The sequence below is a fragment of the Marinicella litoralis genome (genome assembly GCF_002591915.1).
In the GTDB taxonomy this organism is placed as follows: Bacteria; Pseudomonadota; Gammaproteobacteria; order Xanthomonadales; family Marinicellaceae; genus Marinicella; species Marinicella litoralis.
Map to the genome: position 1 here is coordinate 1,283,064 of NZ_NIHB01000001.1, position 24,169 is coordinate 1,307,232.

A 24,169-nucleotide genomic window follows, 5' to 3' on the forward strand; every position below is an offset into this window, starting at 1 on the left:
AATTGAAAATGAAAAGAAGAGAATTCTTAAAGATATCTGGTTTGGCTGCTGTGCCTTTAATCAGTCCCCGGTTGGTGTTTGCTCAGCAGCAAGGCTCATCTGCCAGTGATGTTTTGGTATGTGTTTACCAACGCGGTGCGGCTGATGGTTTGAATTTAGTGGTCCCCCATGGTGATGCTGATTATTATTTGAAGCGGCCCAATATTGGTATAGCCAAGCCTAATCAGAGCAATGGGGCCATTGATTTGGATGGTTATTTTGGCTTGAATCCGAATATGGCTTCACTGAAACCAATTTATGATGCAGGAGATTTGGCGGTGGTACATGCCGTGGGTTCCCCAGATCCTTCGCGCTCCCATTTTGAAGCGCAGGATTATATGGAATTTGGTACACCTGGGATTAACACCACTGCAGATGGTTGGTTGAATCGGTACTTGTCAACTTTGGCCTCACCTGCCTCAACTTTTCAAGGTGTGGGTTTTGGTCATGTGCAACTGGCTTTGCAAGGTCAGCAGCCGGTGGTTGGAATGAACTCAATTGATGGTTATGACTTGAATACCCATGCCGATGATGAGGATCCATTGCGCACAGCCATCACTGAATTGTTCAACCAATCGGCAGAGATTGATGATGCTTCTCACAACATTCTGGCCTCAGTGGATGAGCTCAAAATGGCTGACCCTGGTTCGATTGAAGTTGAAAATAATGCAGTTTACCCGCCCTCACCATTTGGAAATGACATGAAGCAAGTGGCACAGTTAATCAAGTCAGGGATTGGTTTGCAAGTGGCTTGTGTTGATGTTGGAGGCTGGGATCATCATGATCAGTTGGTTGCGGCGATGAGTCCTTTGGCGGCCGATTTTGCCGATACCCTGGCGGCTTTTTATACTGACTTGGGTGCGAATATGTCCGGGGTTACAGTGGTCACCATGACAGAGTTCGGTCGACGGGTGGCCGAAAATGCATCCTTAGGTACTGACCATGGCCATGGTTCAGTGATGTTTGCCATGGGAGCAGGCACCCATGGTGGCCAAGTGATTACTGATTGGCCCGGCTTGGCAGAGCAAAATTTGTTTCAGGGTGATTTGGCCATCACCACCGACTATCGAACGGTATTGGCTGATGCTTTGATCAACCGACTATCAGCCCAAGACATCAGTACAGTTTTCCCAGGTTTTCAAGGTCCATTAAGTGCCGGCGTGTTTTCTGCCTTATAAGTAAATACAGTCAACGGCCATGAATGCTTGGTTTGTGCTGATTGACTGTATTGATTGGGTGAATAACACATCAAATTAAACATTCTTTAAGAGCCTAAGTACATGCCTTGTTATAAAAATTTGAGAAATAGGGGTCATGGTATTAGATTTTAAATGCAAGTATTTGATGAATCCTGTAGGATGTTGTCGTTGACACAGGGTATTGATTTGCAACATTATCATGTGGCCAATGCATTCCAATCAAACCAAAAAAAGAGGACGTATGAAGAAGACCCCATTAATAATCATTTGTTTATTTTTTGCCGCAACATGCTTTGCTGCTGAAACGAACGACACCGTTGAGAAAGTGGCACAAATAACACCTTTTCATATTTTGTACCAAGGCCAACTTGATGTTGCCAATGATGTCAAAGTCAGACAAGACATCACAGTGACCTATTACCAGCCGAAAACCCAAAAAAAATTATTCACTGAAATACATAAAAACACCAGTATTGATCAAGGTGTATTTAACATCACTTTGGGTCAAGGCCAAGCCAAAAATGGTTGGTTTGCTCCCTATAAATCGATGCATGAAGTGTTTTTAAAAAATGACGTGATTGACCTGTCTTTTAAAGTAGGCGACGTGGTGCAATACCCAATGGTGAGCCTGAAGCCTGCAGGTCATTCGATGGCATCTTCAATGGCCCTCTCTGGGGTGCAAAATAACAACAAATTGCATTCCAAAGGCTATAAGAAAGCCGGTAAAACCAGTGCATACCAAGCAACGGTATTGAGTGCGTCGATGGAAAAAACGGTGCCGGTAGATACCTTTGCCCGTAAAACCAATCCTTTCACAGTTGCTATGAATGGTCCTGTATTAAGCCAGCCTTTGAGAAGTTTGCCGGTCATAGAAAGCACGCCTTTTGTTGATAAAGAAGTGAATTCCATCAGGCATGAAACCCTGTTTGATAAAGACGGCAATCGTTACGGCACCGTTGAAAGCAAACAGTTTGATCCACTGGTGAATGATGCGGCCACCACAGGGCCATCATTACCTACTCCTGATCCCATCATGAATTTTGCTGGCATGGATAACATCAATGGGGTTTTACCTCCAGACATTGAAGGTGCAGTTGGAGAAACGTATTATGTTCAACAAGTAAACCTGTCTACCGCCGTTTACAGCAAAGACACGGGCGCTCTGGTGGCTGGGCCTTTCAATACCAATCAATTGTGGTCTGGCTTTGGCGGTTCTTGTCAATCAGACAACAGCGGTGATGCGATTGCCTTGTATGATGAGCCTGCCAAAAGATGGGTGTTGACGCAATTTGCAGTGACAACGGCCACCTCGGTATGTTTTGCGGTTTCTGTGACCAGCGATCCTACTGGCAATTATTATTTGTATGAATTACCAGCACAACGCTTCCCTGATTATTATAAATTGGGTGTTTGGCCGGCCGCTGATAACAACGCTTATTTCATGACTACCAACTCTGGCCAAGCGGGTGCCTATGATGTTTATGCCATTGATCGTGAGTCATTGTTGAATGGCACCACACCACGTACCGCACAGTTTTTTCAGAGTTATTACAATTTATTGATGCCAGCTGATGTGGACGGCACTTTGCCTGATGATACCACTCCTGGTTATTTGTATACTTTTCGTGCCGGTGGTGAGAGTTATTTCACCGACCCAACAAATGTTGATTCATTGGATATATTTGAGTTTGATGTAGACTGGAATAACCCTGCAAACTCCACTTTAACGCGTGTTCAAGAGATTACCACCAATGATGGTTTGGCTGATTTTAACTGGACGGTCTGTGGCTTTTTTAACAGCGATTGTTTGCCACAACCCGGTGGAGTCAACCTTGACAGTGGCTCATGGTGGCCATTGCAAAGGTTGCAATACCGAAGATTTGCTACCCATGAGACCTTGGTTGGTACCTGGGTGGTTGATGTAGAAGCTGCCGGTGATCGCGCCGCGCCGCGTTGGTTTGAGTTAAACAAACCAGCAAACTCTTGGGTCATCGCACAACAAGGCACCTTCTCACCGGATACTGAACATCGGTTCTTGCCGAGTATCTCAATGGATGCTTCAGGCGGTATAGGCATGGTGTTTTCGAAAGTGTCTTCAAGCACATTTGCTTCCATGTATTACACCTCAAGAGGTAAAAATGACCCACCAGGTGTGATGCGTGATGAAAAATTATTGATCGCTGGAGCCGGTACTCAAACCAGTAGCAGCAATCGATGGGGTGATTACGCATCCATGGATGTGGACCCGGTTGATGGATGTACTTTTTGGATGACCTCCGAACACATTCCCAGCACAGGTGGTGCACCTTGGGCCACACAAATTGGCTCGTTCAGTTTGCCCGAATGTGCTTCTGTATTTACCAGCACACCGTCTGCTGAAGTATGTACCTTGAACAACACCACAACTTCATTTGACCTGACTTTGTCTGAAGGTTTTACAGGAACAACCAATTTATCAGTCAGCGGTTGTCCAACCGGTGCCACCTGTGGATTCAGTTCAAACCCGATTGTCAATCCAAACAACACCAGTACCTTGGATTTGAGTGGCTTGAACAATGCAGGGTCTGGGGATTCAACCTTGGTGGTAACTGCAGCGGACAGTGTTGATTCATCAATCAGCAACGATGTGTTTTTCAATTTAAACTTATTCGACGCGACACCTGGAGCACCTGGTTTGGTTTCGCCAACGACCAATCAAATGACATTGACTTCGGTGCTCTTGGAGTGGGCCAATGCAGGTCAAGCGCAAGAGTATTATGTTGAGTTGGATGATGACCCGGCGTTTGGTTCTATCGATGTGTCAGGTACTGTGTCAGGCAACAGTTTTACTGCCACTGGCTTGAACAATGCGACCTGCTATTTTTGGCGAGTGGCATCATCAAACCTTTGTGGCATTGGTGACAGTTCAACGGTTCGTCAATTTTACACTGGTAACATGGTAACCTTTGCTCCCGAATTGAGTACAGATGTGCCGAAAACCATCACCACAGTCCCTAATGTGGTCACATCTGACTTAGAAATTACGGGCGTCGGTGACATATCTGATGTTAACGTGGTTGATTTAATCGGTACCCATACTTACATGGGAGATTTGACCTTCAGCTTAACTTCGCCAGAAGGAACAACAGTCACTTTAATGGGTGGTGCCTGTGGTACGGATGAGGATTTTGACATCAATTTTGATGATGAAGCCGCTTCAGCCAACTTCCCATGTCCTCCAGTGGACGGTGGAAGCTACATTCCATCCAGCCCATTGTCAGCATTTGACGGCGAAAATGCCGATGGGATTTGGGTGTTGACCGTTACCGATGGTTTCAATGCCGATGGTGGATCGTTGAATTCATGGGGACTCGAGTTTGAAGGTTTGTCTGACCCAGGTGCTTTGACGTGTCCTGATTTGATTTTTGAAAATAATTTCGAGTTGGTTTTACCTTAAATCCAGGTGAATCAATAGATCATTCAATGATCTTAATGACGGTGGCTTTGGTTGGTTTCAATCAAGGCCACAGTTTTTTTTGGGGGGATATATACTTGTTTAAATTGAACAACAGGGTCGATTGTCAGGTGTCCTTCAGTCTTTGGTTTTAAAATACAGAACCCTCAGATTTTTAACAATATTTTAAGCCTTCGTTAACTATACTGAAGTACGAATATGTTCATTTAAAAACCACTTAACAGGGACGCTACCATGAAAAAAATTCTAATCATCATCATTTTAATGGCTGTTTTTAATGGTGCCTCAGCAGTAAATACCAACCCAGGTGGGTATGGCGAAGCAGTGATACTGCCTTACTATACAGTCAACAACAACCTCAATACAGTCATGACCATCAACAACTCGACTGAAATGACCAAAGCCATTAAAGTGCATTTCCGTGAAGGCAGGGAAGGCAAAGCGGTACTGACATTTAATGTGTACTTGGGCCCCAATGACATTTGGGCCGCCGCATTGGTTCCGGCCGTTTCAACCGTTTTTGGTCACGAAGGGGAGGATTCCGTCCGCTTGTTTTTTGTTGATAATTCCTGTGCCCCATTTCTTTTTTCGGGGCAGGAGTTTTTACCTTTTGAGGTTGATGCTGAATCAGATGATACCGACATGTTGCGCAGCAGAGAAGGATTTATTGAAGTGATAGAGATGGGTGAGTTGGATCCGGTCAGCGGATTGGGTTTTGATGCAAGACCCACTGCCAATGGCGACAACAATTGTGCCAATCTCGAAGCAGCCCTTGCGGGTGGGATTTGGGATGAAGACAATGGCGGAGATTTAACGGCACAGCTGCTACCAGTTAATGGGGGCATAACGGCCAATCTTGGCATCATTGATGTGGCCGAAGGGGTGATGTTTTCGGTTGATGGTGTGGCCTTAGAAAACTTTTTCCCAGCTGACAGCCTGTTCCACACCACCACAGGCGAAACACGCATTCCCTCACTGAACCATGCAGACACCACCAGTGTGGTCATCAACGATGATGGTGAACCGATCAGTACTCAATGGGAACATGGCTACCAAGCCGTCAGTGCGGTGTTGATGAAATACCAGCTTGAAAGTTTTTATGATGTTGAACCCAATATAGCAGCCAAAACCGAAGTGGTGCTGACCATGCCCACCAAAAGATTTTATCTGGGTTCAAATCTAATGGTAGAACAGCCGTTTACCCATCTGCAGACCGAACAATACTATTCATGCGCAAGGTATGACACCATTGTTAGCGATCGCGATGCTACCAATAGTCATTGCAGCACCGGTCCCTATGGTCCAGGCTGTTATAACAACCCTGAAATTTCCACAGTTAAATTAACGCCGATTCCACCGCCGGTTGAAATGCATTTGTGTTATGACGTCAGTGTGTTGCAATTACTTGGCGAAGACAGCGTCCCTGGTTTTGAGGGCACACAAGTTTTGGGTTCACCTTACTTTGATTATCGAGACGTTTACAGTTTTCAAGCAGGTAAATTGCGCCTGGACTTGGGTCAAATGGTCACATCACCCAGCGGCGAACAATACCATGGACTTCCAGTGTTGGCCTCAACTTTCACAAAATACACCAACGCCAATGCTGCCCCCGGTTTGATGGCCCAATATGGTGGGGTGCATGAGGTGTTTTACAAAACTCGGGTCGACCCGCCAGCGCAATAAAAATCAGAAAAATTGTTGTACCCAAGGGAGTCGTCAACTGCATTATCAGGGTGGCAGTGGACTCCCTTAATCACTGTTAAGCTCGCTACATCAAAGTGCGGTATGCTTGTCTATATCCTTCGATTTATCTATACAAACAAGTGACAACGTAGTTGTGCTAAAATCATTGTGTTTTATACAAGAAGGAGAGAACAATGAATTTAGCAAAAACAGTTTCGGCTGGGGTGGTAGCCACTGCAGTCATGTCATTGATTGGCTTCTATTTGGCACCAATGATGGGTCTACCAAAAATGGATTTTGGACAAATGTTGGGCAGCAATAACCCGATGATGGCCATGCCATATTGGGCCGGCTGGGCCATTCATTTCATGATGGGCATCATCTTTGCCATCGTATTTGTCAAAGTGGTGGCGCCAGTATTGAAAGGCAGTTACCTGATCCGGGGCTTGGTGTTCGGTATGTTGCTGTTTGTATTGGCACAATTGCTGGTTATGCCAATGATGGGTGCAGGCGTCTTTGCCGGTGGCCACATGCCAACCATCGTGGGCAGTTTGTTAGGCCATTTGGTCTTTGGTGCCATACTGGGATTGATGTCCAAATAAAGTCAGTCTGGAATATACAAAAGCCTGTCATGCAGGCTTTTGTTCAGGACTTAATGACCATAAAGTCAAACTGCTGAAAACAGATTCGAGGGCATCCTGTTGCCATTTAAAGCCAGCCATAGTTTGGTGGTGATTAAAACTCGAACTAATCATTACTTATCTGCATCAGTTGACCTGGTTTCAATTCTTTTTTTGAAGGCGACCAGATCTTCCTTCCTTTCGGAATAACGATCGACCAAGTGGTCCTTGATGTCACGGGTCAACAGAGTGAACTTCACCAATTCTTCCATCACATCGACAATGCGATCATACAAAGAAGAGGGTTTCATGCGGTCATCATCATCGAACTCCAACCAAGCTTTGGGCATTGAAGATTGATTCGGAATGGTCAATAAACGCATCCAACGACCCAGTACCCGCAGTTGATTCACTGTATTGAATGACTGTGATCCGCCATTGACCTGCATCACCGCCAAGGTCTTACCTTGGGTCGGCCTGACTGCACCGATGGACAAAGGCACCCAATCGATCTGCGATTTCATGATGCCGGTCATCGAGCCATGTCGCTCTGGCGAACACCAGACCATACCTTCAGACCAATTAACCAATTCATGTAATTCTTGCACCTTCGGATGCGAACCATCATTGGTATCTGGTTGCGGTAAACCAGTGGGATTAAAAGTCTTGGTCTCAGCCCCAAAATAGCGCAAAATCCTTGCCGCTTCTTCCGTCGCCAGCCGACTGAAAGACCGTTCACGCAATGAACCATACAGCAATAAAATTCGCGGTGCATGAGTGGATTGCTGGTTATTGAACAAAGTATCTTGATCAATTGGCTTGATGCTTTCCACATCGATGTTAGGTAATTCTGTATTCATGGAAAAATCCTAAAAAGTTACGTAACCTGTCAGACTCAAGCCGGCTGAGCCTGTCGAAGCTCCCATCCGAACTGAAACAAACTCAGTAATCTGAACACACTTCGACAAGCTCAGTGACCTACAAAATATGAGTTCACTTAGCATCAAACCAATGCCTGGTCCGATTGGCAAAAGCCACCAACGACAACATCACCGGCACTTCAACCAACACACCAACCACCGTAGCCAAAGCCGCGCCTGAATTCAAACCAAACAAAGAAATCGCCACCGCCACCGCCAACTCAAAAAAGTTAGAGGTCCCAATCATACAAGCCGGTGCCGCGATGTCATGGGTCAGGCGCATGCGCTTGGCGATGAAATAGGCAATAAAGAAAATGCCATAAGTTTGGATCATCAACGGAATCGCAATCAACACAATCGCTGTGGGTTGATCAATGATCTTCTCCGCTTGAAAACCAAACAACAAAACCACGGTTGCCAATAAACCGATGATCGACCAAGGCTTTAAAGTGGCCAACAAACCATCGATTCGATTGAGCATCACCTTGCGTGTGATGGCGCCAGCCACCAGTGGCAACAGCACATACAGCACCACCGACAGCACCAAAGTCTGCCAAGGGATTTCGATGTCATTGATACCCAGTAAAAAGGCCGCAATTGGCGCGAAAGCGAAGATCATGATCACATCATTGACCGACACTTGTACCAGCGTGTAATTGGGGTTGCCCTTGGTCAATTGTGACCACACAAATACCATCGCCGTACACGGCGCTACGCCCAACAGAATCATGCCTGCAATATACTCATTGGCCGTTTGTGGATCGACCCAAGCTGCAAAGAAGACTTTAAAAAACAAATACCCCAAACCAGCCATGGTAAAAGGCTTGATCAACCAATTGATCACCAGGGTCAAAATCAGTCCCTTGGGATTCTTACCCGAATCCTTAACCGCAGTGAAATCCACCTGTACCATCATCGGATAAATCATCACCCAAATCAGCACCGCCACCACCAGATTCACATGCGCATATTCCAAAGCCGCAATCTGCTGAAACACCCCCGGAAAGAAGTTGCCCAACACCACACCAGCTAGAATACACAAGCCCACCCAAACCGATAAATACCTTTCAAATAATCCCATAACTCAATTTCCCGTCATTCCCGCGCAGGCGAAAATCTTCTTAAATAACCAGTAATCCCTACATCTCGTCATTCCCGCGCAGGCGGAAATCTTCTTAAATAACCAGTAATCCCTACATCTCGTCATTCCCGCGCAGGCGGGAATCTTCTTAAATATCACGCAATCTAATATAAAAATGCTGACTGAGCACTTCGACAAGCTCAGCGACCTAAGACTTCAGCTGACTGAGCTCGTCGAAGTCTCTATCAGTACGGAATGCACTTTCAGTAAACCGAAGACATTTCGCTTAAGGCGCCTACTTCTGGCGACCAGCTCAACACATCACAGTGACCTTAAACTTCAATGCACTGAATACAGTCCGAAAACCATTTATTGGGTTGTCGACTTCAGTCGACCCTTTAATCTCAAGCCGCCTCAGCAGTTGGCTTAAACAACTCAGCGCCTAAGCAACCTAACAAGCAAAATCCCCACGTAACCCAAAGCCGCAAACAGCGCCCACAAAGGCCACATCCAACTACTGAAGGTTTCCCAAAGCATCAACCAATTGGTACCAGCATCCGATCTGAATAAACCACTGAAATTTTTCCACAAGTCCAACCACGCAGCAAAAGTCGCCAGCAGCAGTGCCATAAGAAAACTGATACCACTTAACCACCAGAACTGTTTGGCTTTCAACCTAAACTTATTCATGAGTATTCGCCATAACCTAAATTAAAATCACAAGTCGGCAGACCTCGTACTTCCCCTGCCATAAGGGACCTACCGTTGCCTCGAGAGGGGATTAAGGGGTGTGTAAAATCCTTCAGCCAACCCATAAATGTCAGTAAACTATTCAAAACCCAACACGCCTTCAATCCCAAGCACAAAATCCCGAATCTCATCCCGCACCTGGCGGTAACAATCCAACTGTTGTTGCTCATCATCGAAAGCCAAAGCCATCTTCGGCGGATCAGCAAAACCCACATGAATAACTTTCGGAGCTTGGCCATTGTTACCACCCATAAACACCGGACAACGCTCATGCGCATGACCACACACCGTAATCACAAAATTCAATGACTGATTATCAAATTCACTCAACAACTGTGACCGCTGCCCTGAGATATCCACGCCAGCTTCCGCCATTACCTTGACCGCATTAGGATTCAAACCATGGGTCTCAATCCCCGCAGAAAACACATGAAACAAATCACCCTTCAAATGCCTGAGCCAACCCTCGGCCATCTGTGACCGACAAGAGTTACCCGTACATAAAAACAGAATGTTCTTTTTCATATTCTAATATTACCCAGTTCCGTCATTCCCGCGTAGGCGGGAATCTTCTTAATTTCTGGTACACAGCCCATAAACGCATTGTCCATCAACAACACCCATCCCATCCGTCATTCGAGCCAAGACCGTAGGCGAGAGCAGGAAACCAGGCACGTAATCTATCAGAGTCAAGCCGGTTGAGCACTTCGACAAGCTCAGCATGCCACCTGTCCGACTCCAGCCGACTGAGCACTTCGACAAGCTCAGCATGCCACCTGTCGAAGTCTCTCTCAAACCTGAATGATCTAACAGTAATCCGATCACACTTCGACAGGCTCAGTGAACTAGAAACCATCAACAACACCCCCGCTCCAAATAAACCTTCAACCTTGCCAAATCATCAACAAACGGCTGCTGCCCCCGAATGTGATTCATGTTCTGCTTCAACATATCTCGCCACTGGGGCGCCAACTCAGGGTTAATCCGATAATGCACCCACTGATCCTTACGCTCATCGGTCACCAACCCCGCATCACGCAAATACTTAAAGTGCCGCGAAATCCGCGACTGTGGCGCATCCAAAATTTCCATAAAATCACAAACACACAAGCTCTTACACTGCGACAACAAGAACAAACAGCGCAAACGCGTCGCATCACTCAAGGTTTTAAAGAATTCGGTAGGACTCATCATGGCTGTAATTGTATATACGTTTATGCGAATATGCAAACTAAAGTCAATAATTTTGCACTTTCTATAACTCTCTACATTTGAAATAGATTTCTCGGTCCTTCAAAAATCTCGTGATGAACAGGACTTTTACAGTTTAAACAAACAGATCGTCATAGCGAGGAGCCACAGCGACGTGGCAATCTCATAAATCTGCAGTGGTGGTTTGGAATACACAGGCTTTAAGAGATTGCTGCAATCATCTCTCGGCTCCTGCGTTGCTCTAACAACCTACCACCATGAAACTTAAAGGCAAACTTAAAGGTGTCGGTACCCTTTATTAACATTAAACGTTTAACCCCGTGAATAGAGATTAAAGGGTACTGACCCCTTTGATCTCATTGATTTCAGTGCGCTGATTATCTGCAAACCAGTTTTCAAGAAACTCTATGCACTGAACAAGTTTTGCCGGTACCAGATGTCGAGCAGGATATAAAGCATAGAGTGTTAAGCTGGTTTTTTTCGAATCCGGTAGCACTTCAATCACTTCGCCGTTCAACAGCGCTTCTCGACAGACAAAGTCCGGGATAAAGCCAATACCCAGGCCTTTTTTAATTGCCTCCATCATAAAAATCGTGCTATTAACACGCAGTGTCCCTTGAATAGGTATGCCATCTTCTATCGGCCAAACGTTTTTACCCTGAAAATAACTATACACAAAGCAATTATGATCCTTCAAATCTCGCGGTAGGTTAATGGCGGGGTGCGTTTCAAGATACTGGGGTGAAGCCAAAACTCGGTAGTTGAAATCGACCAGTGGTCTGCCAACATAGATTGAATCAATCAAACGACTCGAAGCGCGGAAGCCTAAATCGAAACCCTCTTTCACCAGATCAACGTTTTCATCACTGAGGTGAATATCCAATTCAATGTCGGGATAAACCTGCATGAAATCAGCAAATAAAGATGACAGGTGAGTAATACCTAGCGCCATGGGTGCGTTGATCTTTAGTTTGCCGCGAGGGTGCTGTTGGATACTTTCTACAAAATTGTCAGCATCATCAAGCTTTGCCAATATTTCCCTGGCCCGTTGTAAATAACCTTCGCCAACATGGGTCAGCTGGACATTGCGAGTTGAGCGATGCAGTAAGCGCGCGCCCAGTTCGTCCTCAAGACGGCTGATCTCTTTGCTTACCATGGATTTGGATGCATTGATTTGCTCGGCCACTCGGGTAAAGCTTCCCAGGTCTGCCAGCCTGACAAACAAGCGAATCGCTCGCAGCTTATCCATCAATAGTGCCTTTGCCGGAATGACACGCTGAGTGAAGGGTGTGTGAGACAAACATAATGTTTCCAAAAATAGAACGGTTAGTTTTCATTATAACTATATATGTAGACAATAAAAAGGCCTAAAGTACACTCTATCGCTGCCAGCAAGACAAGTGGTCCTGCGTGAGTTGGATCAGCACGTCAAACTTGTCGACATACAGCAATTTAATAATTAAAAATATAAGGGGTAATATATAAGGGGTAATATATAAGGGGTAATATATAAGGGGTAATATATAAGGGGTAATATATAAGGGGTCAGACCCCTTTTAGTTATTAACCAACATTTAAAAGCCACTTAATAGACCGTTATGCCTCAAGGAGAGTTGATTTGTCATCTGGAAGTTTGTTAGCGCTTTTTGGAGCTATGTTAATCGTCGCACTTGTACCTGGCCCTGCTGTTCTTGCTGTGATAGCTCGTACGTTTTCATCTGGATTTAGCCGAGGGTTAATGATGATTATAGGCATAACTTTAGGTGATTTTATATTTATACTTCTTGCTTTGTTTGGCTTGTCTATAATTTCTGAAATTTTGGGAACGACTTTTCTTATAATTAAATACGCCAGTGCAGCGTACCTCATTTGGTTGGGTATTAGTTTATTCAAATCTAAATCAAGCGCTGAAGATATTAAAGTATCAAAAGAGTCTTCTTTGCTTGCAAACCTAATCACAGGGTTAATGATTAATTTAGGTAATCCTAAAGCAATTGTCTTTTATATAGGTTTGTTTCCTGCTTTTATAGATGTTAACCAAGTCGTTACAGTCGATGTAATGACAATAATGGGTATTGCTACAATCGCTTTTGGTAGTGTTAATATTTGCTACGCTCTGTTAGCTTTAAGGGCTAAGAAAATGTTAAACAATCCTGATGCATCATCGTTAATAAATAAAACAGCAGGCACTATTATGGTTTCAACTGGGGCGTTAGTCGCAATTAAGGCATAACAAGCCATTCAAGCAGGACTTTTAACAGTTGGTTAGGTTCCGCTTCGCTACATATTTTAACCAACAATTAAAAGCTACATAATGGAGCGTTAGGTTTTGAAAGTCAGAGGTTAGTACAGGTATCATAGTATGGGGTCTCTAAAATTAGCGAGTTACCCATTGGATAGAGGTCTGAGGCCAATTTTAAATTAAGGAGTATAATAATGAATAATATAGTGAAGTATGTATTGGTTTACATGCTATTTAGTACTTCAAATGTACTGGCAGGAAGTTTTTCTTTTAACTCTGATGGTGTCAACATTCATTACAATGAAGTAGGTGATGGCGTACCCGTTATTTTGATTCATGGATATACCATGAATAGTGGTATGTGGAATGATACCATTCTGTATAAAACGCTATCAAAGAAACATAGGATTATCACTTTAGATCTCCGAGGTCACGGATTGAGTGATAAGCCATTGAAGCCAAGAGAATACGGCCCTAAAGTTGGTGAGGACGTCATTAAGTTAATGGAGCATCTGAAAATAAAGAAAGCACATCTGGTAGGTTATTCAATGGGGGCGTATGTTGTAGGAAGACTTGCTGTAACTCATCCAGAGCGTATTTTATCGGCCACACTGGTCTCTGGCTTTTTTCCATTCTCAGACACTGATGAGGATGAATATTCAGAGCAAACTGCTCGCCATATGGAAGCGGAAGCTGGTGTCGAAGGCAGCGAAGATAAAGAAAGTATCTATGCATTGGCAGCTGTAGCACGTGGCTGGAAGTATGATGCCGTTACGGATGAACAAGTAGCGAAAGTTAATCTTCCTATGCAGGCCATATTTGGGAGCCAAGAACAGAATGACATGTTCAAATCCCAAAAATACCGGTTTAGCTTGCCATCACCCAGTGTGACTTTAGTTGTCATAGAGGGTGCGGACCATGACAGCAATAATGCAGCAGTTCTCAGTAAAAAATTCACAAAGTCAGTTGAAGAATTAATTCTAAAGTCAGCTTTATGAGGCTGGTTTGCTTAACAATTAGACACCTGACATACATTGCTACGCTCGCTTTGTATAAGTCGCGTAGCTCCAAAATGGCAAGGCCTTACCAATTAGGCAGAATAATGATTTATATGAAGAATAAAACGTACATAAATACACCCTTAAATAGTTGTTATGCGCCACACCCGCAACAAGGAAGTTTATGCCATCTAAATTAAACCAAGCTTTTTTAATACTAATTGTTTTTTTAGTTTTTATTTCACCTGCTAATGCAGATGAGGTCAATGAAAAAACAGTTGAGGTTGAGAACATAAAAATTAAATATCACTTTTTAGACCAGATCTCAATAAAAAAAGAGCCTGAGATAACTGAGCTAGTATTTAAGGCTTTTACGGCATATACGCAATTATTTGGTGGCTTGCCAAGAGACCTGTCTGGAAACGAGTATTCTGAGATTTCTATCAAAGTTAAACAGGGCAAGTATTTAGGAGGTGAAGCAGATCCCCAATTAATTATTTTAACCTGGGCAAATGAAGATATGTTTGGCTATGCTGACTGGAAAACTACTTTGCTTCACGAAGTTTATCATTTGTGGAGTGCAGAATCTATAAGGTACAAAGATGGACGTGAACACTGGTTTAATGAAGGCTTTGCAGAGTATTATGCATTTAAAACAGCTGTTCAAATTGGATTGATCTCTGCTGAAAATGCGCTCTCAATAGCTGCTTTTCCTATTGGGTATTACTCAGCCTCACAAGGATTAGGCCAAATTTCAATGCGTGACGCTGGAAAAAATAACAAAACTAAATTTGATAATTACTTTCTTATTTATCATGGCGGATGGGTTGTGGCTATGATCTTAGATCAAGAGATTCGTTCTAAAACGGATGGTAAAAAGAGTCTCGATGATATAATGGCGTATATGCATAAGTTTTATCCTAGAGATAAAAAGCTCTATGAAATTGACGATATATTAAAGAGCATAAAAAAAGCTACTGGCGTTAATTTCTCTGAATTTTTAGATAAATATGTGACTGGGGTGCAAACAATACCTATTTCCAATTATTTACATTTGAGTGATGCACTTTGGAGTTATAAATTCAATACACGTAATAAATCAAAATATAAGTACCTATATCAGACTCTAGGTATAAAAAAGTTTGAGTAATAGTCGACACAGCGCATAACAAGCTTTTTAAAAAGGACAAACAACAGTTGACTATTTGCTCCTTAGTCGCATATTTTTGCCAAACTATTATTTGCCTCTTAATGGGGTGTTAAAACCAAATTCGAGAGAGGGAAATATGTCAGAGATTGAAGGGTATGTTTTAGCTCATTCAAAGAATGAGAAAACATTTGAAGATATGGTTAGTTAGTTTAAGAAAGATAAAATTCTTGAGCTGAATGGTGACGAATATCAAGTATGCGATGTTAAGTCTGATAACATTATCAATCTGTATTTCTACACTAGCGAGTACGCAGACACTGCATTACTAGGTAAATATATTTTAGGTAAATACTGTACCACTACAGGTATGCTTTTAGTGATAAGCTTGGCTTCGATATAATAGAGCTTATAAATATTCTTGCTAAGTACAGAGCTGATTTCAACGCTAAAAACTGGGAAGGGAAAACACCTATAATATCAATGTTTAATGCAATTGAAGATAAACTTAACGATCATCATGAAAAAATTATAGAGATCCTTAATCTTTTTATAAAACACGGTGCTTCAGTTGATATTTTTGATAAATCAGGTGCGGGTCTGTTAAGGTATTTCTCTGGCTATGATGATATCCAAGCCATCTTCTTAAAAGAAAATCCAAGTTTGGAATATTAAACTGATAATTTTGGTAAAAATTCTTTTTTTACAGACAGAGGAAGTCAAAACTCGGTAGTAGAAATCGACCAGTGGTCTGCTAACATAGATCGAATCAATCAGACGGCTCGATGCGCGAAAGCCTATATCAAAACCTTCTTGCACCAGATGATCACTTTCAAAACTGAGGTGAATATCCAATTCAATGTCGAGCGGGATAAACCTGCATGAAATCTGCAAAGAATGATGATAGGTGAGTAATACCAAGCGCCATGGGTGCGCTGATCTTTAGTTTGCCACGAGGGTGCTGCTGGATACTTTCTACAAAATTGTCAGCATCATCAAGCTTTGCCAATATCTCCCTGGCCCGTTGTAAATAACCTTCGCCAACATGAGTCAGCTGGACATTGCGAGTTGAGCGATGCAGTAAGCGCGCCGCGCCCAGTTCGTCCTCAAGACGGCTGATCTCTTTACTTACCATGGATTTGAATGCATTGATTTGCTTGGCCACTCGGGTAAAGCTTCCCAGGTCTGCCAGCCTGACAAACAAGCGAATCGCTCGCAGCTTATCCATCAATGACGCCTTTGTCGGAAAAACACGCTGAGTGATGGGTGGGTGAGATAATCATAATGTTTCCAATAATAGAACAGTTAGTTTTTATTATAGCTATATATGTAGACAATAAAAGGATATAAAGTACACCCCATCGCTGCCAGTAAGAACAGCAGCAGCGTCTATTTACTAAACACTATGAAACCCTAGGAGAAAAACATGTACACACTTTACAACCTACCAGGCTCCTGTTCGCTAGCAACACAAGTGGTCTTGCGTGAGCTGGATCAGCCTGTAGAGCTTGTCGACATACAACAACTGAGTAATTTCACTGACATCAACCCAGTCGGTAGCGTCCCAGTACTTATTGATGGTGACAGTACTTTACGAGAAGGCGCCGCCATTTTACTGCACCTGTTTAATAAACATGAAAGCCCCATGATGCCCACTGGTGGCGCCAGCCGCACACAAGCCGTCCAAGATATTTTATTTGCCAATGCCACAATGCATCCCGCCTATGGCCGCTTGTTTTTTATCGACCAGCACATTACTGATGCGCACGCCAAACAAACGGCGCTTAATGCCGCGGCCAAAGCGATTAATGCCTTGTGGCAGGTTGTTGATAAACAGCTGGCAGGACAAGTCTTTCTTGGCGGTGAGCGAGCTTCAGCTGCCGATATCATGCTCACAGTCTATTCTCGCTGGGGTGCAAAATACCCGCTCACGATTACGCACGGTAGCAACACATCACGAATGTTAGAAGCAGTACTGGACATGCCCAGTTTTCAGCGTTCTCTTGCAGCCGAACAATCAAAGTCAGCCGCTTGAGGTATGAGTAAACGCATGACTTCTGTCAATGAATTCGAGTTAGTTAACGACATAGTGCAGGCTTATTTTGACGGCCTGCACCATGGTGATGTAGCAAAACTACGCACTATATTTCACCCCGATGTATTCTTAAAGGCACCAGGCTCTCGTCGGAGCCTCGAACAATGGCTGTCGGCGGTTGCCAGTCGCCCAGTCCCTTCACAGCAGGGGAGGTCTTATGATTTCAAGTTGTTATCGATAGAGGTCATCAAAAACCAGGCCATGGTGAAACTGGAGTGTCCATTATTTGAACATCATTACATCGACTTTTTAGGCCTGCTCAAAGAAGATGGACACTGGAAAATCGTCACAAAAATGTACACTGATTTACAAGAGAAGCAACCATGAAAACGCTCAAGATCGAAATGATTCACGACATCGTTTGTTCTTGGTGCCCGCTAGGCTATAGCCATATGATAAATGCACTTCAACGGTTAAATATCACAGCTGACTTTCATTTCTTACCCTATGAACTCAACCCAGATTTGAGTGAAACAGGCGAGGCAATCGATCGCTTTTTTGAGCGTCGGCATCAGTGGGATCAGAGTCAGTTACTCAACTACCAAGAAAATCTTACAGCGGTGGCCTCTGCGGCTGGTGTAACTATCGATTTCACCAAGCGCACCCATTACTACAACAGTGCCAAGGCGCATCAATTAATGCACTGGGCTGAAAGCTATAATCGCCAGCAAGAACTGAATGAACTGTTGATAGACACGAATTTCAAACACGGCTTGGATATCGGTAACCCGTTGATTCTTTTAGATCTTGTTGAGCAACTTGGTCTTGATAGTTCGAAGGCAAAACAAGTGCTGTATTCGGGTGCTGTTGATAAACAGTTACTGCTTAAAAAACAGCGTGTGCAGGAGTTAGCATTACAGAGTATTCCTGCCTTTATTGTTAATGAAGGCACACTGATTTCTGGATCAAATTCGGTTAACTATTTCGAACAGGTTTTACGATCTATAGAGTAATAGCCATACTAATTAAATCACCATTACCATTAAGGAACCAACCATGCCCTATATCAATATTAAAGTAACTGATGAAGGTGTTACCAATGAACAAAAGCAAGCCCTGATCAAAGGAGCCACAGAATTAGTGGTCGATGTGCTCAATAAAAGCCCCCAAACCACCTTTGTGGTTATCGACGAAGTGAACACTGATAATTGGGGTATTGGCTTTGACCAAGTCACTGAGCTGCGCAGACAGGCGTCAACAACGCCAGCAGGAAAAAGTTAAACCCCCTTTTTAGTCACAGTCCAAGAAGAAGGGAAAGCAAATATTTATTGGATGAGCACGAGTGTTATAGAGAACTTCAGACCTAAAATGTAAACCAAAAAAGACATCAGCACAGTTGTAAACAGTGCTTATATTTAACCAAACAATGGAAATACCTATGATATTAAATATAAATCATAAACCTATTGTCGCGATTGCGTTACTGAGCAGCCTCAGCAGTTTTGCTCAACAAAGTAATAACCCTGCAACGGAGGCTACAGCTGACCAAGTCCAGCATGGGTTCTGGAAAAATCCCAATTTGAAATATACCGCAACAGAGTGGCCGGTCGATGATGACGATCTTAAATTTTGGGATGTTCCGAAACTCGAAAAAGCCTTTATAGATACAGCGCTAACGGACAGAAATGACGGGCTTGTCATTGGCAAATTAGGCGTCGATGGCGGCGATAAAGACATGATTGTCAAGCTCGCTCAGGAGATCGCCGACGGCCAGCACGATGAAATCGACAGCTTGTTAATTACCCATAAAGGCAAGCTTGTATTTGAATCCTATTATTCATGGGGTCGTGCCAACTTAACCCATCCGCAAGCATCAGCGACGAAAACCTACACTGGTCTAGCGCTGGGCCGTGCAATCCAACTGGGTTATCTTACCATGGCCGACCTGGACAAACCTGTGGTCAGCTTTCTTAAGGAGCTGGATCCAACAAAACTTGTTGCCGGTGCAGAAAAGATCACCCTGCATAACGCATTGACTAGGCGCACTGGTATTCGCATCAGTGAAGAACAGAGAGAAGAATTCGAAAAAAATCCTGACCAGGTAAAAGGTCAACGCCTGGTTCTAACCATTCTTGGGCAAAGCGAACCAATTACCTCAGAAAATCTGAATTCCTTTTCATATGGAGCCTACAGTACAGAATTGGTGATGCAGGTCATTGACGCCGTTGTGCCAGGCAGCGCCGAAGATTTCATCAAAAATGAACTCTTGGGTAAAATGGGCATAACGACTTATCGCTGGTTGCCTGGACCTAGTGGTCTGCCAGCTGCAGGATGGAAATCGAGCCTAACATCGCGCGCTATGGTCAAATTGGGTACATTGGCCATAAACAAAGGCAAATGGGATGGCGAACAACTGATTCCAGAAGCTTTTATCACCAAATCAACCAACAGGATCATCACCACTGGAGATTACAAAGTCTACGGCGGCGGCAAAGATATCTCTAATCAGGGATATGGTTATTTGTGGTGGACTGCAGATATGAAAGTTGGCGATAAAAGCTATCTTAGCGCATCGGCACAAGGCGGTGGCGGCCAGTTTATCATTCTGATTGAAAAGCTTGACCTTATGGTTGTGGTTACTTCCCATGAAAGGCACCCCTCAACCTTGCAGTTAACGGCAGAAAGGATCTTGCCAGCTTTTATTAAAGATGAATTCCCAGCACTCGAAGGTCCTTATCTCGGACAAAAACCACCAGGTTGAATCCAAGCAGACCCCTTTAAATTAAGAAAAAGCTAGAGAGGTACAGACTCCTGAAATAAAGGCATAACCAAGCCACGCCTGAGTTCAAACGTTTTCTGTTAATATTCGTTGCAAACATAACTTAAGGGGTCAGTACCCTTTATGTTGTACCCTTTATTGCTGACCCCTTTATTATATTCGCTGGTTTTATGGTAGCAAGTGGCCAAAATAAAGAAAAATAGCACTGTTTTGTAACTTCCATGCATGAAAGTAGTTATATGTATTGAATTCAATTGTATTTATTTCTTAAAGCTGAAATTTCTTTAGGGTTTATCCAATGAGTTTTAATCATTTACTGACACAACATGAGGAAACACTGAAATGAAATTATTTTTTACACTCCTGCTTTTTTCTTTATCTGTTGATTCAAAGAATTTCAGTCATTTTGTTACTGAAGAGTTTTCATTTAACAGTGAAAAAAATGAAAAACTCAACGGTATAATCAGCCGCCCATCAGGTGGAAAAGCGCAATCCATTATTATAATAACTCACAGCTATGGTCCGACTGATGTCGTTGCAGGTAATCAGTTTAAAAAATTCAGATCTGAGTTTACATCCAGAGGGATTTCAGTTGTGGTGTGGGATAAACCTGGTTGTGGAGAAAGTGAAGGGGAGTTTAATATCAATCAACCAGTTGAAAGCAGTGCCGATGAGATATCAGCGGCTATTAAAGTTCTCAGAGAGACGAATGAGCCTGGATCTGACCAGATTGGTTTGTATGGGGGGAGTCGAGCGGGCTGGATAGCTCCTCTTGTCATCAACCAAGAAGGATCAAATATCAAATTCTGGATTTCGATCAGTGGCACCGATCCCTATGAAAACTGGGATTATCTCATTCGCTCAAGCCTCGAAATAGCGGGCTACTCATCCTCAGAGGTTGATACTGTAGTTAAATCTTTAGCCAATGGAAATTGGTTGTTTTCAAGTGGTGCGACTTATGATGATTATTTGAAAGCCAGTAAGGCTTATAGGCAGGATAAGATTGTTCAAAAAATATCAGGAAAGACATATATTGATCATGAAGCCGGCAGCAAAGAATATGAAGATGATAAGAAACTATACTATGAAAATCAAAAAAAATGGGTCTCAAGTGGAAGCGTTTTTGATAAAGAGGTTGGTTTGACTGTTGTGATTAAGGACTTTGAAAGTATGCTTGATTCTTTTTCAATTCCAGTTTTAGCCATCTTTGGTGACAAGGACAAAAATGTCGACTGGAGAAAAACAAAAGCACTTTATGAAAGAACTTTGGGGTCTGATTTAACTGTTAAAGTTTTCGAAAACGCAGACCATGCCCTCAGGCTAAGTAAAACAGGTGGTTTTCTTGAGTCGCAGCAGAAGGAATACAGAAAATATCCTCAGGTTGAAGGCTTTTATGAAGTGATGGTAGATTGGGCATGCTCCAAAGAGTTTTGTTATATGCCCTAAAAATAAGCCTTTTCATTGTAATCAATGAGGTCATAATCAATGGGGTCAGAGTGAACCTGCCATAGTTTGACGGATACATTTATTAGTAGACAATAGTCTACCAGGAGTATCCAAATGACAAGTAAAAGAAAACCTTATAAAACATACACACGCGAGTTTAAACTCGAAGCAGTTAGATTGATGGATGAATCAGATCGACCATCATCAGAAATAGCCACACAGTTGGGTATCAGACTTAATCAGCTCTACAAGTGGAAAGAACAATTAGAAGCTAAAGGTGATGAAGCTTTATCAGGAAAAAAAGGTAGGCCACTTAAAGAAAATCAATCTGAAACATCCAAGTTACGCGAGGAAAATAAACGATTGCGTGAGGAGGTTGAAATCTTAAAAAAGGCCGCAGTGTACTTTGCCAAAGAGCTCAAGTGAAGTACACGTTCATTCGAGCAGAAAGCAAGAACCATAAAATTAAAACACTTTGCCATGTAATGGGAGTTTCGACCAGCGGCTATTATGATTGGTTTGACAGGCCTATCAGTCAACGTGAAACAGACAACCAAAGACTGCTGACTAAGATACGATGCTTCCACAAAGCCAGTCATAGCATTTATGGCTCACCGCGCATACAAAAAGACTTAATTGATGATGGAGAACACGTTAGTCGGCAACGTGTAGCTCGGTTGATGAAAACTGCACGAATCCAGTCAAAAGTAGCCAAGAAATTTGTTATCACTACAAATTCCAGAAACACCAAAGCCCCATCCCCTGATCGCCTAAAAAGGAACTTTCAGACGGTTGCCAAAAACCAAGCATGGGTATCTGACACGACATTCATTAGAACACGTCAGGGGTGGCTTTATCTTGCCGTAATGATCGATCTGTACTCAAGGCAAGTAATTGGCTGGTCGATGTCAGACCGCAATGACACTAAATTGGTCATCGATACGCTGATGATGGCCACATGGCGAAGAAACGGTGTTAGAGATGCCATAGTGCATTCTGATCAAGGCAGTACTTATGCATCAGGAGATTACCAGAAATTGCTGAGTGAAAATAAATTACTTTCGAGCATGAGTAGAAAAGGTGAATGCCATGACAATGCAGTGGCTTAAAGCTTCTTTGGTACATTGAAAAATGAGCTGGTTGACCATGAAGATTATCGAACTAAAGCACAAGCCAAACAAAGCCTGTTTCAATACATAGAAGTGTTTTACAATCGACAGTGAAGGCATTCATATCTAGGTTATGTAAGCCCTGATGAATTTGAACGGGCATCTGCCCATTAATTATGCTGTCCGTTAAACTGTAGCAACCTCATTCCCAACAAAAATCAGGCCACACTGCCCCATCCCATTGACAATTATCTTATAATTGGTTCACACAAAAACACAGATCTCCCAAAAAGGATTGATAAAGAACTGATATGAAAACCATGACCTTGAGTTTTATATTCATTGCCTTATTGAGTCAAGTCAGTGCAGAAACTGACGAATGTAAAGAGGCATTCAATAACGAATTTTATGAGCAAGTATTGAAAACATGCATGATAAATGAAAGCTCATCCATTGAAGATCGGTTTGTCAGGTTGGCTGCTGATTTGTTTGCTGTTGTGTCACCTGACAGGTTGGATGAAATTTTTTACCAAGGCAAGTATGAGATCGATGTGTTTAATGTTGATCAATTCAACGACTTATACTCAATCAATGAGAAGCTGAAACTTCAGCAACACAAAAACACCTTCATCGACTTGGCTGAAGACCAGCATGCTGAGGCTAATTTACTGGCAGCCAAACTGTATTACCTCAATGAATTAATCATCGACAAAATTGATGATAAATGGCCCAAAGTACCATGGAATGACTTTCAGGCAAAGAAACAAGCCCATTACAATGACAGATTGGCAATTTATTTGAAAACCTACCCAGACCACCTTGAAGCTTTGTTCCTGCTAGGAGTAGAAAGCCTGGAACCACCCAAAATTCCGGTCATGATGAGGCCCACCAGAAAACCCATTTTCGCCGTTAAAGAAGAAGCGACCTATGCCCATTTGCTCAAGGCCTTGAAACTGGGTCACAACAGGGCACAGTATTTCGTTGATGCGGTCAATCGATGGCATGATATCAGGGCCAATTGGATTAAAAAAGCAGCGCAAGAAGATCCAGAGTCGCAGTTTTTGCTGGGCTATGAAGCTTATAAGTATGCTCAATTTACAGATTCTGCCAAGTATTTTGAACAAGCTGCCAAAGCCAACCACACTGAAGCTTTGAGCCATTTGGAGAGACTGTATCAAAATGAGTTGAAAGATGTTCAAAAATACCTGAATGTTATCGTACAGCTGGCTGAATTGGGTGACACCGATGCCATGCTGGTATTGGGTGATTATTTGTTGTGTAGCGGTAATGCCAAGGATGCAGAAGAAGTTTATTCTATGGCACAGGAAATGAATAATCCTTTGGCGGCCTATAGCCTTTTTGATTTACGAGATTATGGAGTACCTCAAAGTGGTTGTATGAAGTTTATGTCTGAGCCCGAAGTCGAACCAGAGTAAAAAGAACCGAGAAGAGGAT

General features: G+C 43.1%; 24 protein-coding genes and 1 pseudogene. 18 read left to right on the forward strand and 7 right to left on the reverse strand.

All coding sequences use genetic code 11. From position 1 onward, the window contains the following. Nucleotides 1–8 precede the first annotated feature (8 nt). The 4 genes from CCS90_RS05650 (at nucleotide 9) to CCS90_RS05665 (ending at nucleotide 6,977) form a co-directional block, all read left to right on the forward strand. Nucleotides 9–1,217, forward strand: coding sequence for a DUF1501 domain-containing protein (locus CCS90_RS05650; RefSeq protein WP_099018501.1), 1,209 nt, complete (start codon nucleotides 9–11; stop codon nucleotides 1,215–1,217). Nucleotides 1,218–1,479: 262 nt separating this feature from the next. After that, complete coding sequence (locus CCS90_RS05655) at nucleotides 1,480–4,674, forward strand: proprotein convertase P-domain-containing protein (protein WP_162846824.1); 3,195 nt, start codon at nucleotides 1,480–1,482, stop codon at nucleotides 4,672–4,674. Nucleotides 4,675–4,926: 252 nt separating this feature from the next. Then, nucleotides 4,927–6,375 carry a hypothetical protein gene (locus CCS90_RS05660; RefSeq protein WP_099018503.1) on the forward strand — a complete coding sequence of 483 codons (1,449 nt, stop codon included), beginning with the start codon at nucleotides 4,927–4,929 and terminating at the stop codon, nucleotides 6,373–6,375. Between the two features lie 194 nt (nucleotides 6,376–6,569). Then, complete coding sequence (locus CCS90_RS05665; protein ID WP_099018504.1) at nucleotides 6,570–6,977, forward strand: DUF6789 family protein; 408 nt, start codon at nucleotides 6,570–6,572, stop codon at nucleotides 6,975–6,977. A gap of 152 nt (nucleotides 6,978–7,129) precedes the next feature. Here CCS90_RS05665 and arsH read toward each other — a convergent pair whose 3' ends face one another. The 6 genes from arsH to CCS90_RS05700 all read right to left on the reverse strand — a co-directional run bounded on the left by arsH (nucleotide 7,130) and on the right by CCS90_RS05700 (nucleotide 12,207). Further along, nucleotides 7,130–7,855: an arsenical resistance protein ArsH gene (arsH, locus tag CCS90_RS05670; protein WP_099018505.1), complete on the reverse strand. Its 726-nt coding sequence runs from the start codon at nucleotides 7,853–7,855 to the stop codon at nucleotides 7,130–7,132. A 133-nt stretch (nucleotides 7,856–7,988) separates the two neighbouring features. Further along, entirely contained in the window at nucleotides 7,989–8,996 is a 1,008-nt protein-coding gene (gene arsB, locus CCS90_RS05675; protein WP_099018506.1) for an ACR3 family arsenite efflux transporter, read from the reverse strand. A 435-nt stretch (nucleotides 8,997–9,431) separates the two neighbouring features. Then, nucleotides 9,432–9,686: a hypothetical protein gene (locus tag CCS90_RS05680; protein ID WP_099018507.1), complete on the reverse strand. Its 255-nt coding sequence runs from the start codon at nucleotides 9,684–9,686 to the stop codon at nucleotides 9,432–9,434. A gap of 138 nt (nucleotides 9,687–9,824) precedes the next feature. Further along, nucleotides 9,825–10,271, reverse strand: coding sequence for an arsenate reductase ArsC (locus CCS90_RS05685; RefSeq protein ID WP_099018508.1), 447 nt, complete (start codon nucleotides 10,269–10,271; stop codon nucleotides 9,825–9,827). Nucleotides 10,272–10,601: 330 nt separating this feature from the next. Then, the gene (locus CCS90_RS05695; protein ID WP_162846825.1) at nucleotides 10,602–10,937 is read right to left on the reverse strand and encodes an ArsR/SmtB family transcription factor; all 336 of its coding nucleotides are present in this window, start codon (nucleotides 10,935–10,937) and stop codon (nucleotides 10,602–10,604) included. Between the two features lie 352 nt (nucleotides 10,938–11,289). Continuing rightward, complete coding sequence (locus tag CCS90_RS05700) at nucleotides 11,290–12,207, reverse strand: LysR family transcriptional regulator (protein ID WP_099018511.1); 918 nt, start codon at nucleotides 12,205–12,207, stop codon at nucleotides 11,290–11,292. Between the two features lie 369 nt (nucleotides 12,208–12,576). Here CCS90_RS05700 and CCS90_RS05705 point away from each other — a divergent pair, with 369 nt between their 5' ends. The 4 genes from CCS90_RS05705 to CCS90_RS05720 all read left to right on the forward strand — a co-directional run bounded on the left by CCS90_RS05705 (nucleotide 12,577) and on the right by CCS90_RS05720 (nucleotide 16,020). Next, complete coding sequence (locus tag CCS90_RS05705; protein ID WP_099018512.1) at nucleotides 12,577–13,191, forward strand: LysE family translocator; 615 nt, start codon at nucleotides 12,577–12,579, stop codon at nucleotides 13,189–13,191. Nucleotides 13,192–13,394: 203 nt separating this feature from the next. Further along, nucleotides 13,395–14,198, forward strand: a complete 804-nt coding sequence (locus CCS90_RS05710) for an alpha/beta fold hydrolase (RefSeq protein ID WP_099018513.1) — start codon at nucleotides 13,395–13,397, stop codon at nucleotides 14,196–14,198. Nucleotides 14,199–14,382: 184 nt separating this feature from the next. Beyond that, nucleotides 14,383–15,348 carry a M1 family aminopeptidase gene (locus CCS90_RS05715; RefSeq protein WP_099018514.1) on the forward strand — a complete coding sequence of 322 codons (966 nt, stop codon included), beginning with the start codon at nucleotides 14,383–14,385 and terminating at the stop codon, nucleotides 15,346–15,348. 480 nt (nucleotides 15,349–15,828) lie between these two features. Continuing rightward, complete coding sequence (locus tag CCS90_RS05720) at nucleotides 15,829–16,020, forward strand: hypothetical protein (protein WP_099018515.1); 192 nt, start codon at nucleotides 15,829–15,831, stop codon at nucleotides 16,018–16,020. 181 nt (nucleotides 16,021–16,201) lie between these two features. Here CCS90_RS05720 and CCS90_RS15100 read toward each other — a convergent pair whose 3' ends face one another. Next, a complete protein-coding gene (locus tag CCS90_RS15100) occupies nucleotides 16,202–16,573 on the reverse strand; it encodes a LysR family transcriptional regulator (protein ID WP_246027017.1) in 372 nt (123 codons plus the stop codon). 198 nt (nucleotides 16,574–16,771) lie between these two features. On the opposite strand from CCS90_RS15100, the gene CCS90_RS05730 reads away from it, so the two are divergent. The 10 genes and pseudogenes from CCS90_RS05730 (at nucleotide 16,772) to CCS90_RS05775 (ending at nucleotide 24,150) form a co-directional block, all read left to right on the forward strand. Next, nucleotides 16,772–17,380, forward strand: a complete 609-nt coding sequence (locus CCS90_RS05730; protein ID WP_099018516.1) for a glutathione S-transferase family protein — start codon at nucleotides 16,772–16,774, stop codon at nucleotides 17,378–17,380. Nucleotides 17,381–17,383: 3 nt separating this feature from the next. Further along, a complete protein-coding gene (locus tag CCS90_RS05735) occupies nucleotides 17,384–17,767 on the forward strand; it encodes a nuclear transport factor 2 family protein (protein ID WP_099018517.1) in 384 nt (127 codons plus the stop codon). Beyond that, nucleotides 17,764–18,393, forward strand: coding sequence for a DsbA family oxidoreductase (locus tag CCS90_RS05740; RefSeq protein WP_099018518.1), 630 nt, complete (start codon nucleotides 17,764–17,766; stop codon nucleotides 18,391–18,393). Before CCS90_RS05735 ends, CCS90_RS05740 begins: the two co-directional genes overlap by 4 nt. Before the next feature lie 43 nt (nucleotides 18,394–18,436). Continuing rightward, the gene (locus tag CCS90_RS05745; RefSeq protein ID WP_099018519.1) at nucleotides 18,437–18,661 is read left to right on the forward strand and encodes a tautomerase family protein; all 225 of its coding nucleotides are present in this window, start codon (nucleotides 18,437–18,439) and stop codon (nucleotides 18,659–18,661) included. A 157-nt stretch (nucleotides 18,662–18,818) separates the two neighbouring features. Further along, on the forward strand, nucleotides 18,819–20,141 hold the full coding sequence (locus tag CCS90_RS05750; RefSeq protein ID WP_099018520.1) for a serine hydrolase domain-containing protein: 1,323 nt from the start codon (nucleotides 18,819–18,821) through the stop codon (nucleotides 20,139–20,141). Between the two features lie 360 nt (nucleotides 20,142–20,501). After that, nucleotides 20,502–21,605 (forward strand): alpha/beta hydrolase family protein, encoded by a 1,104-nt coding sequence (locus CCS90_RS05755; protein WP_099018521.1) that lies wholly within the window; start codon nucleotides 20,502–20,504, stop codon nucleotides 21,603–21,605. Between the two features lie 114 nt (nucleotides 21,606–21,719). Then, nucleotides 21,720–22,031, forward strand: coding sequence for a transposase (locus CCS90_RS05760; protein WP_099018522.1), 312 nt, complete (start codon nucleotides 21,720–21,722; stop codon nucleotides 22,029–22,031). Further along, nucleotides 22,028–22,714: an IS3 family transposase gene (locus tag CCS90_RS05765; protein ID WP_133566491.1), complete on the forward strand. Its 687-nt coding sequence runs from the start codon at nucleotides 22,028–22,030 to the stop codon at nucleotides 22,712–22,714. The genes CCS90_RS05760 and CCS90_RS05765 overlap by 4 nt, the downstream gene beginning before the upstream one ends. 12 nt (nucleotides 22,715–22,726) lie before the next feature. Beyond that, a pseudogene (locus CCS90_RS15205) lies at nucleotides 22,727–22,828 on the forward strand (IS3 family transposase); the annotation flags it as partial. Between the two features lie 197 nt (nucleotides 22,829–23,025). Further along, nucleotides 23,026–24,150: a tetratricopeptide repeat protein gene (locus tag CCS90_RS05775; protein WP_099018525.1), complete on the forward strand. Its 1,125-nt coding sequence runs from the start codon at nucleotides 23,026–23,028 to the stop codon at nucleotides 24,148–24,150. Nucleotides 24,151–24,169: the final 19 nt, after the last annotated feature.

Coding starts and splice junctions, on each gene's coding strand:
- CCS90_RS05650 (WP_099018501.1), top strand. CDS start 9: ATGAAAAGAAGAGAATTCTTAAAGATATCTGGTTTGGCTGCTGTGCCT.
- CCS90_RS05655 (WP_162846824.1), top strand. CDS start 1,480: ATGAAGAAGACCCCATTAATAATCATTTGTTTATTTTTTGCCGCAACA.
- CCS90_RS05660 (WP_099018503.1), top strand. CDS start 4,927: ATGAAAAAAATTCTAATCATCATCATTTTAATGGCTGTTTTTAATGGT.
- CCS90_RS05665 (WP_099018504.1), top strand. CDS start 6,570: ATGAATTTAGCAAAAACAGTTTCGGCTGGGGTGGTAGCCACTGCAGTC.
- arsH (WP_099018505.1), bottom strand. CDS start 7,855: ATGAATACAGAATTACCTAACATCGATGTGGAAAGCATCAAGCCAATT.
- arsB (WP_099018506.1), bottom strand. CDS start 8,996: ATGGGATTATTTGAAAGGTATTTATCGGTTTGGGTGGGCTTGTGTATT.
- CCS90_RS05680 (WP_099018507.1), bottom strand. CDS start 9,686: ATGAATAAGTTTAGGTTGAAAGCCAAACAGTTCTGGTGGTTAAGTGGT.
- CCS90_RS05685 (WP_099018508.1), bottom strand. CDS start 10,271: ATGAAAAAGAACATTCTGTTTTTATGTACGGGTAACTCTTGTCGGTCA.
- CCS90_RS05695 (WP_162846825.1), bottom strand. CDS start 10,937: ATGAGTCCTACCGAATTCTTTAAAACCTTGAGTGATGCGACGCGTTTG.
- CCS90_RS05700 (WP_099018511.1), bottom strand. CDS start 12,207: ATGGATAAGCTGCGAGCGATTCGCTTGTTTGTCAGGCTGGCAGACCTG.
- CCS90_RS05710 (WP_099018513.1), top strand. CDS start 13,395: ATGAATAATATAGTGAAGTATGTATTGGTTTACATGCTATTTAGTACT.
- CCS90_RS05715 (WP_099018514.1), top strand. CDS start 14,383: ATGCCATCTAAATTAAACCAAGCTTTTTTAATACTAATTGTTTTTTTA.
- CCS90_RS05720 (WP_099018515.1), top strand. CDS start 15,829: ATGTTTAATGCAATTGAAGATAAACTTAACGATCATCATGAAAAAATT.
- CCS90_RS15100 (WP_246027017.1), bottom strand. CDS start 16,573: ATGGATAAGCTGCGAGCGATTCGCTTGTTTGTCAGGCTGGCAGACCTG.
- CCS90_RS05730 (WP_099018516.1), top strand. CDS start 16,772: ATGTACACACTTTACAACCTACCAGGCTCCTGTTCGCTAGCAACACAA.
- CCS90_RS05735 (WP_099018517.1), top strand. CDS start 17,384: ATGAGTAAACGCATGACTTCTGTCAATGAATTCGAGTTAGTTAACGAC.
- CCS90_RS05740 (WP_099018518.1), top strand. CDS start 17,764: ATGAAAACGCTCAAGATCGAAATGATTCACGACATCGTTTGTTCTTGG.
- CCS90_RS05745 (WP_099018519.1), top strand. CDS start 18,437: ATGCCCTATATCAATATTAAAGTAACTGATGAAGGTGTTACCAATGAA.
- CCS90_RS05750 (WP_099018520.1), top strand. CDS start 18,819: ATGATATTAAATATAAATCATAAACCTATTGTCGCGATTGCGTTACTG.
- CCS90_RS05755 (WP_099018521.1), top strand. CDS start 20,502: ATGAAATTATTTTTTACACTCCTGCTTTTTTCTTTATCTGTTGATTCA.
- CCS90_RS05760 (WP_099018522.1), top strand. CDS start 21,720: ATGACAAGTAAAAGAAAACCTTATAAAACATACACACGCGAGTTTAAA.
- CCS90_RS05775 (WP_099018525.1), top strand. CDS start 23,026: ATGAAAACCATGACCTTGAGTTTTATATTCATTGCCTTATTGAGTCAA.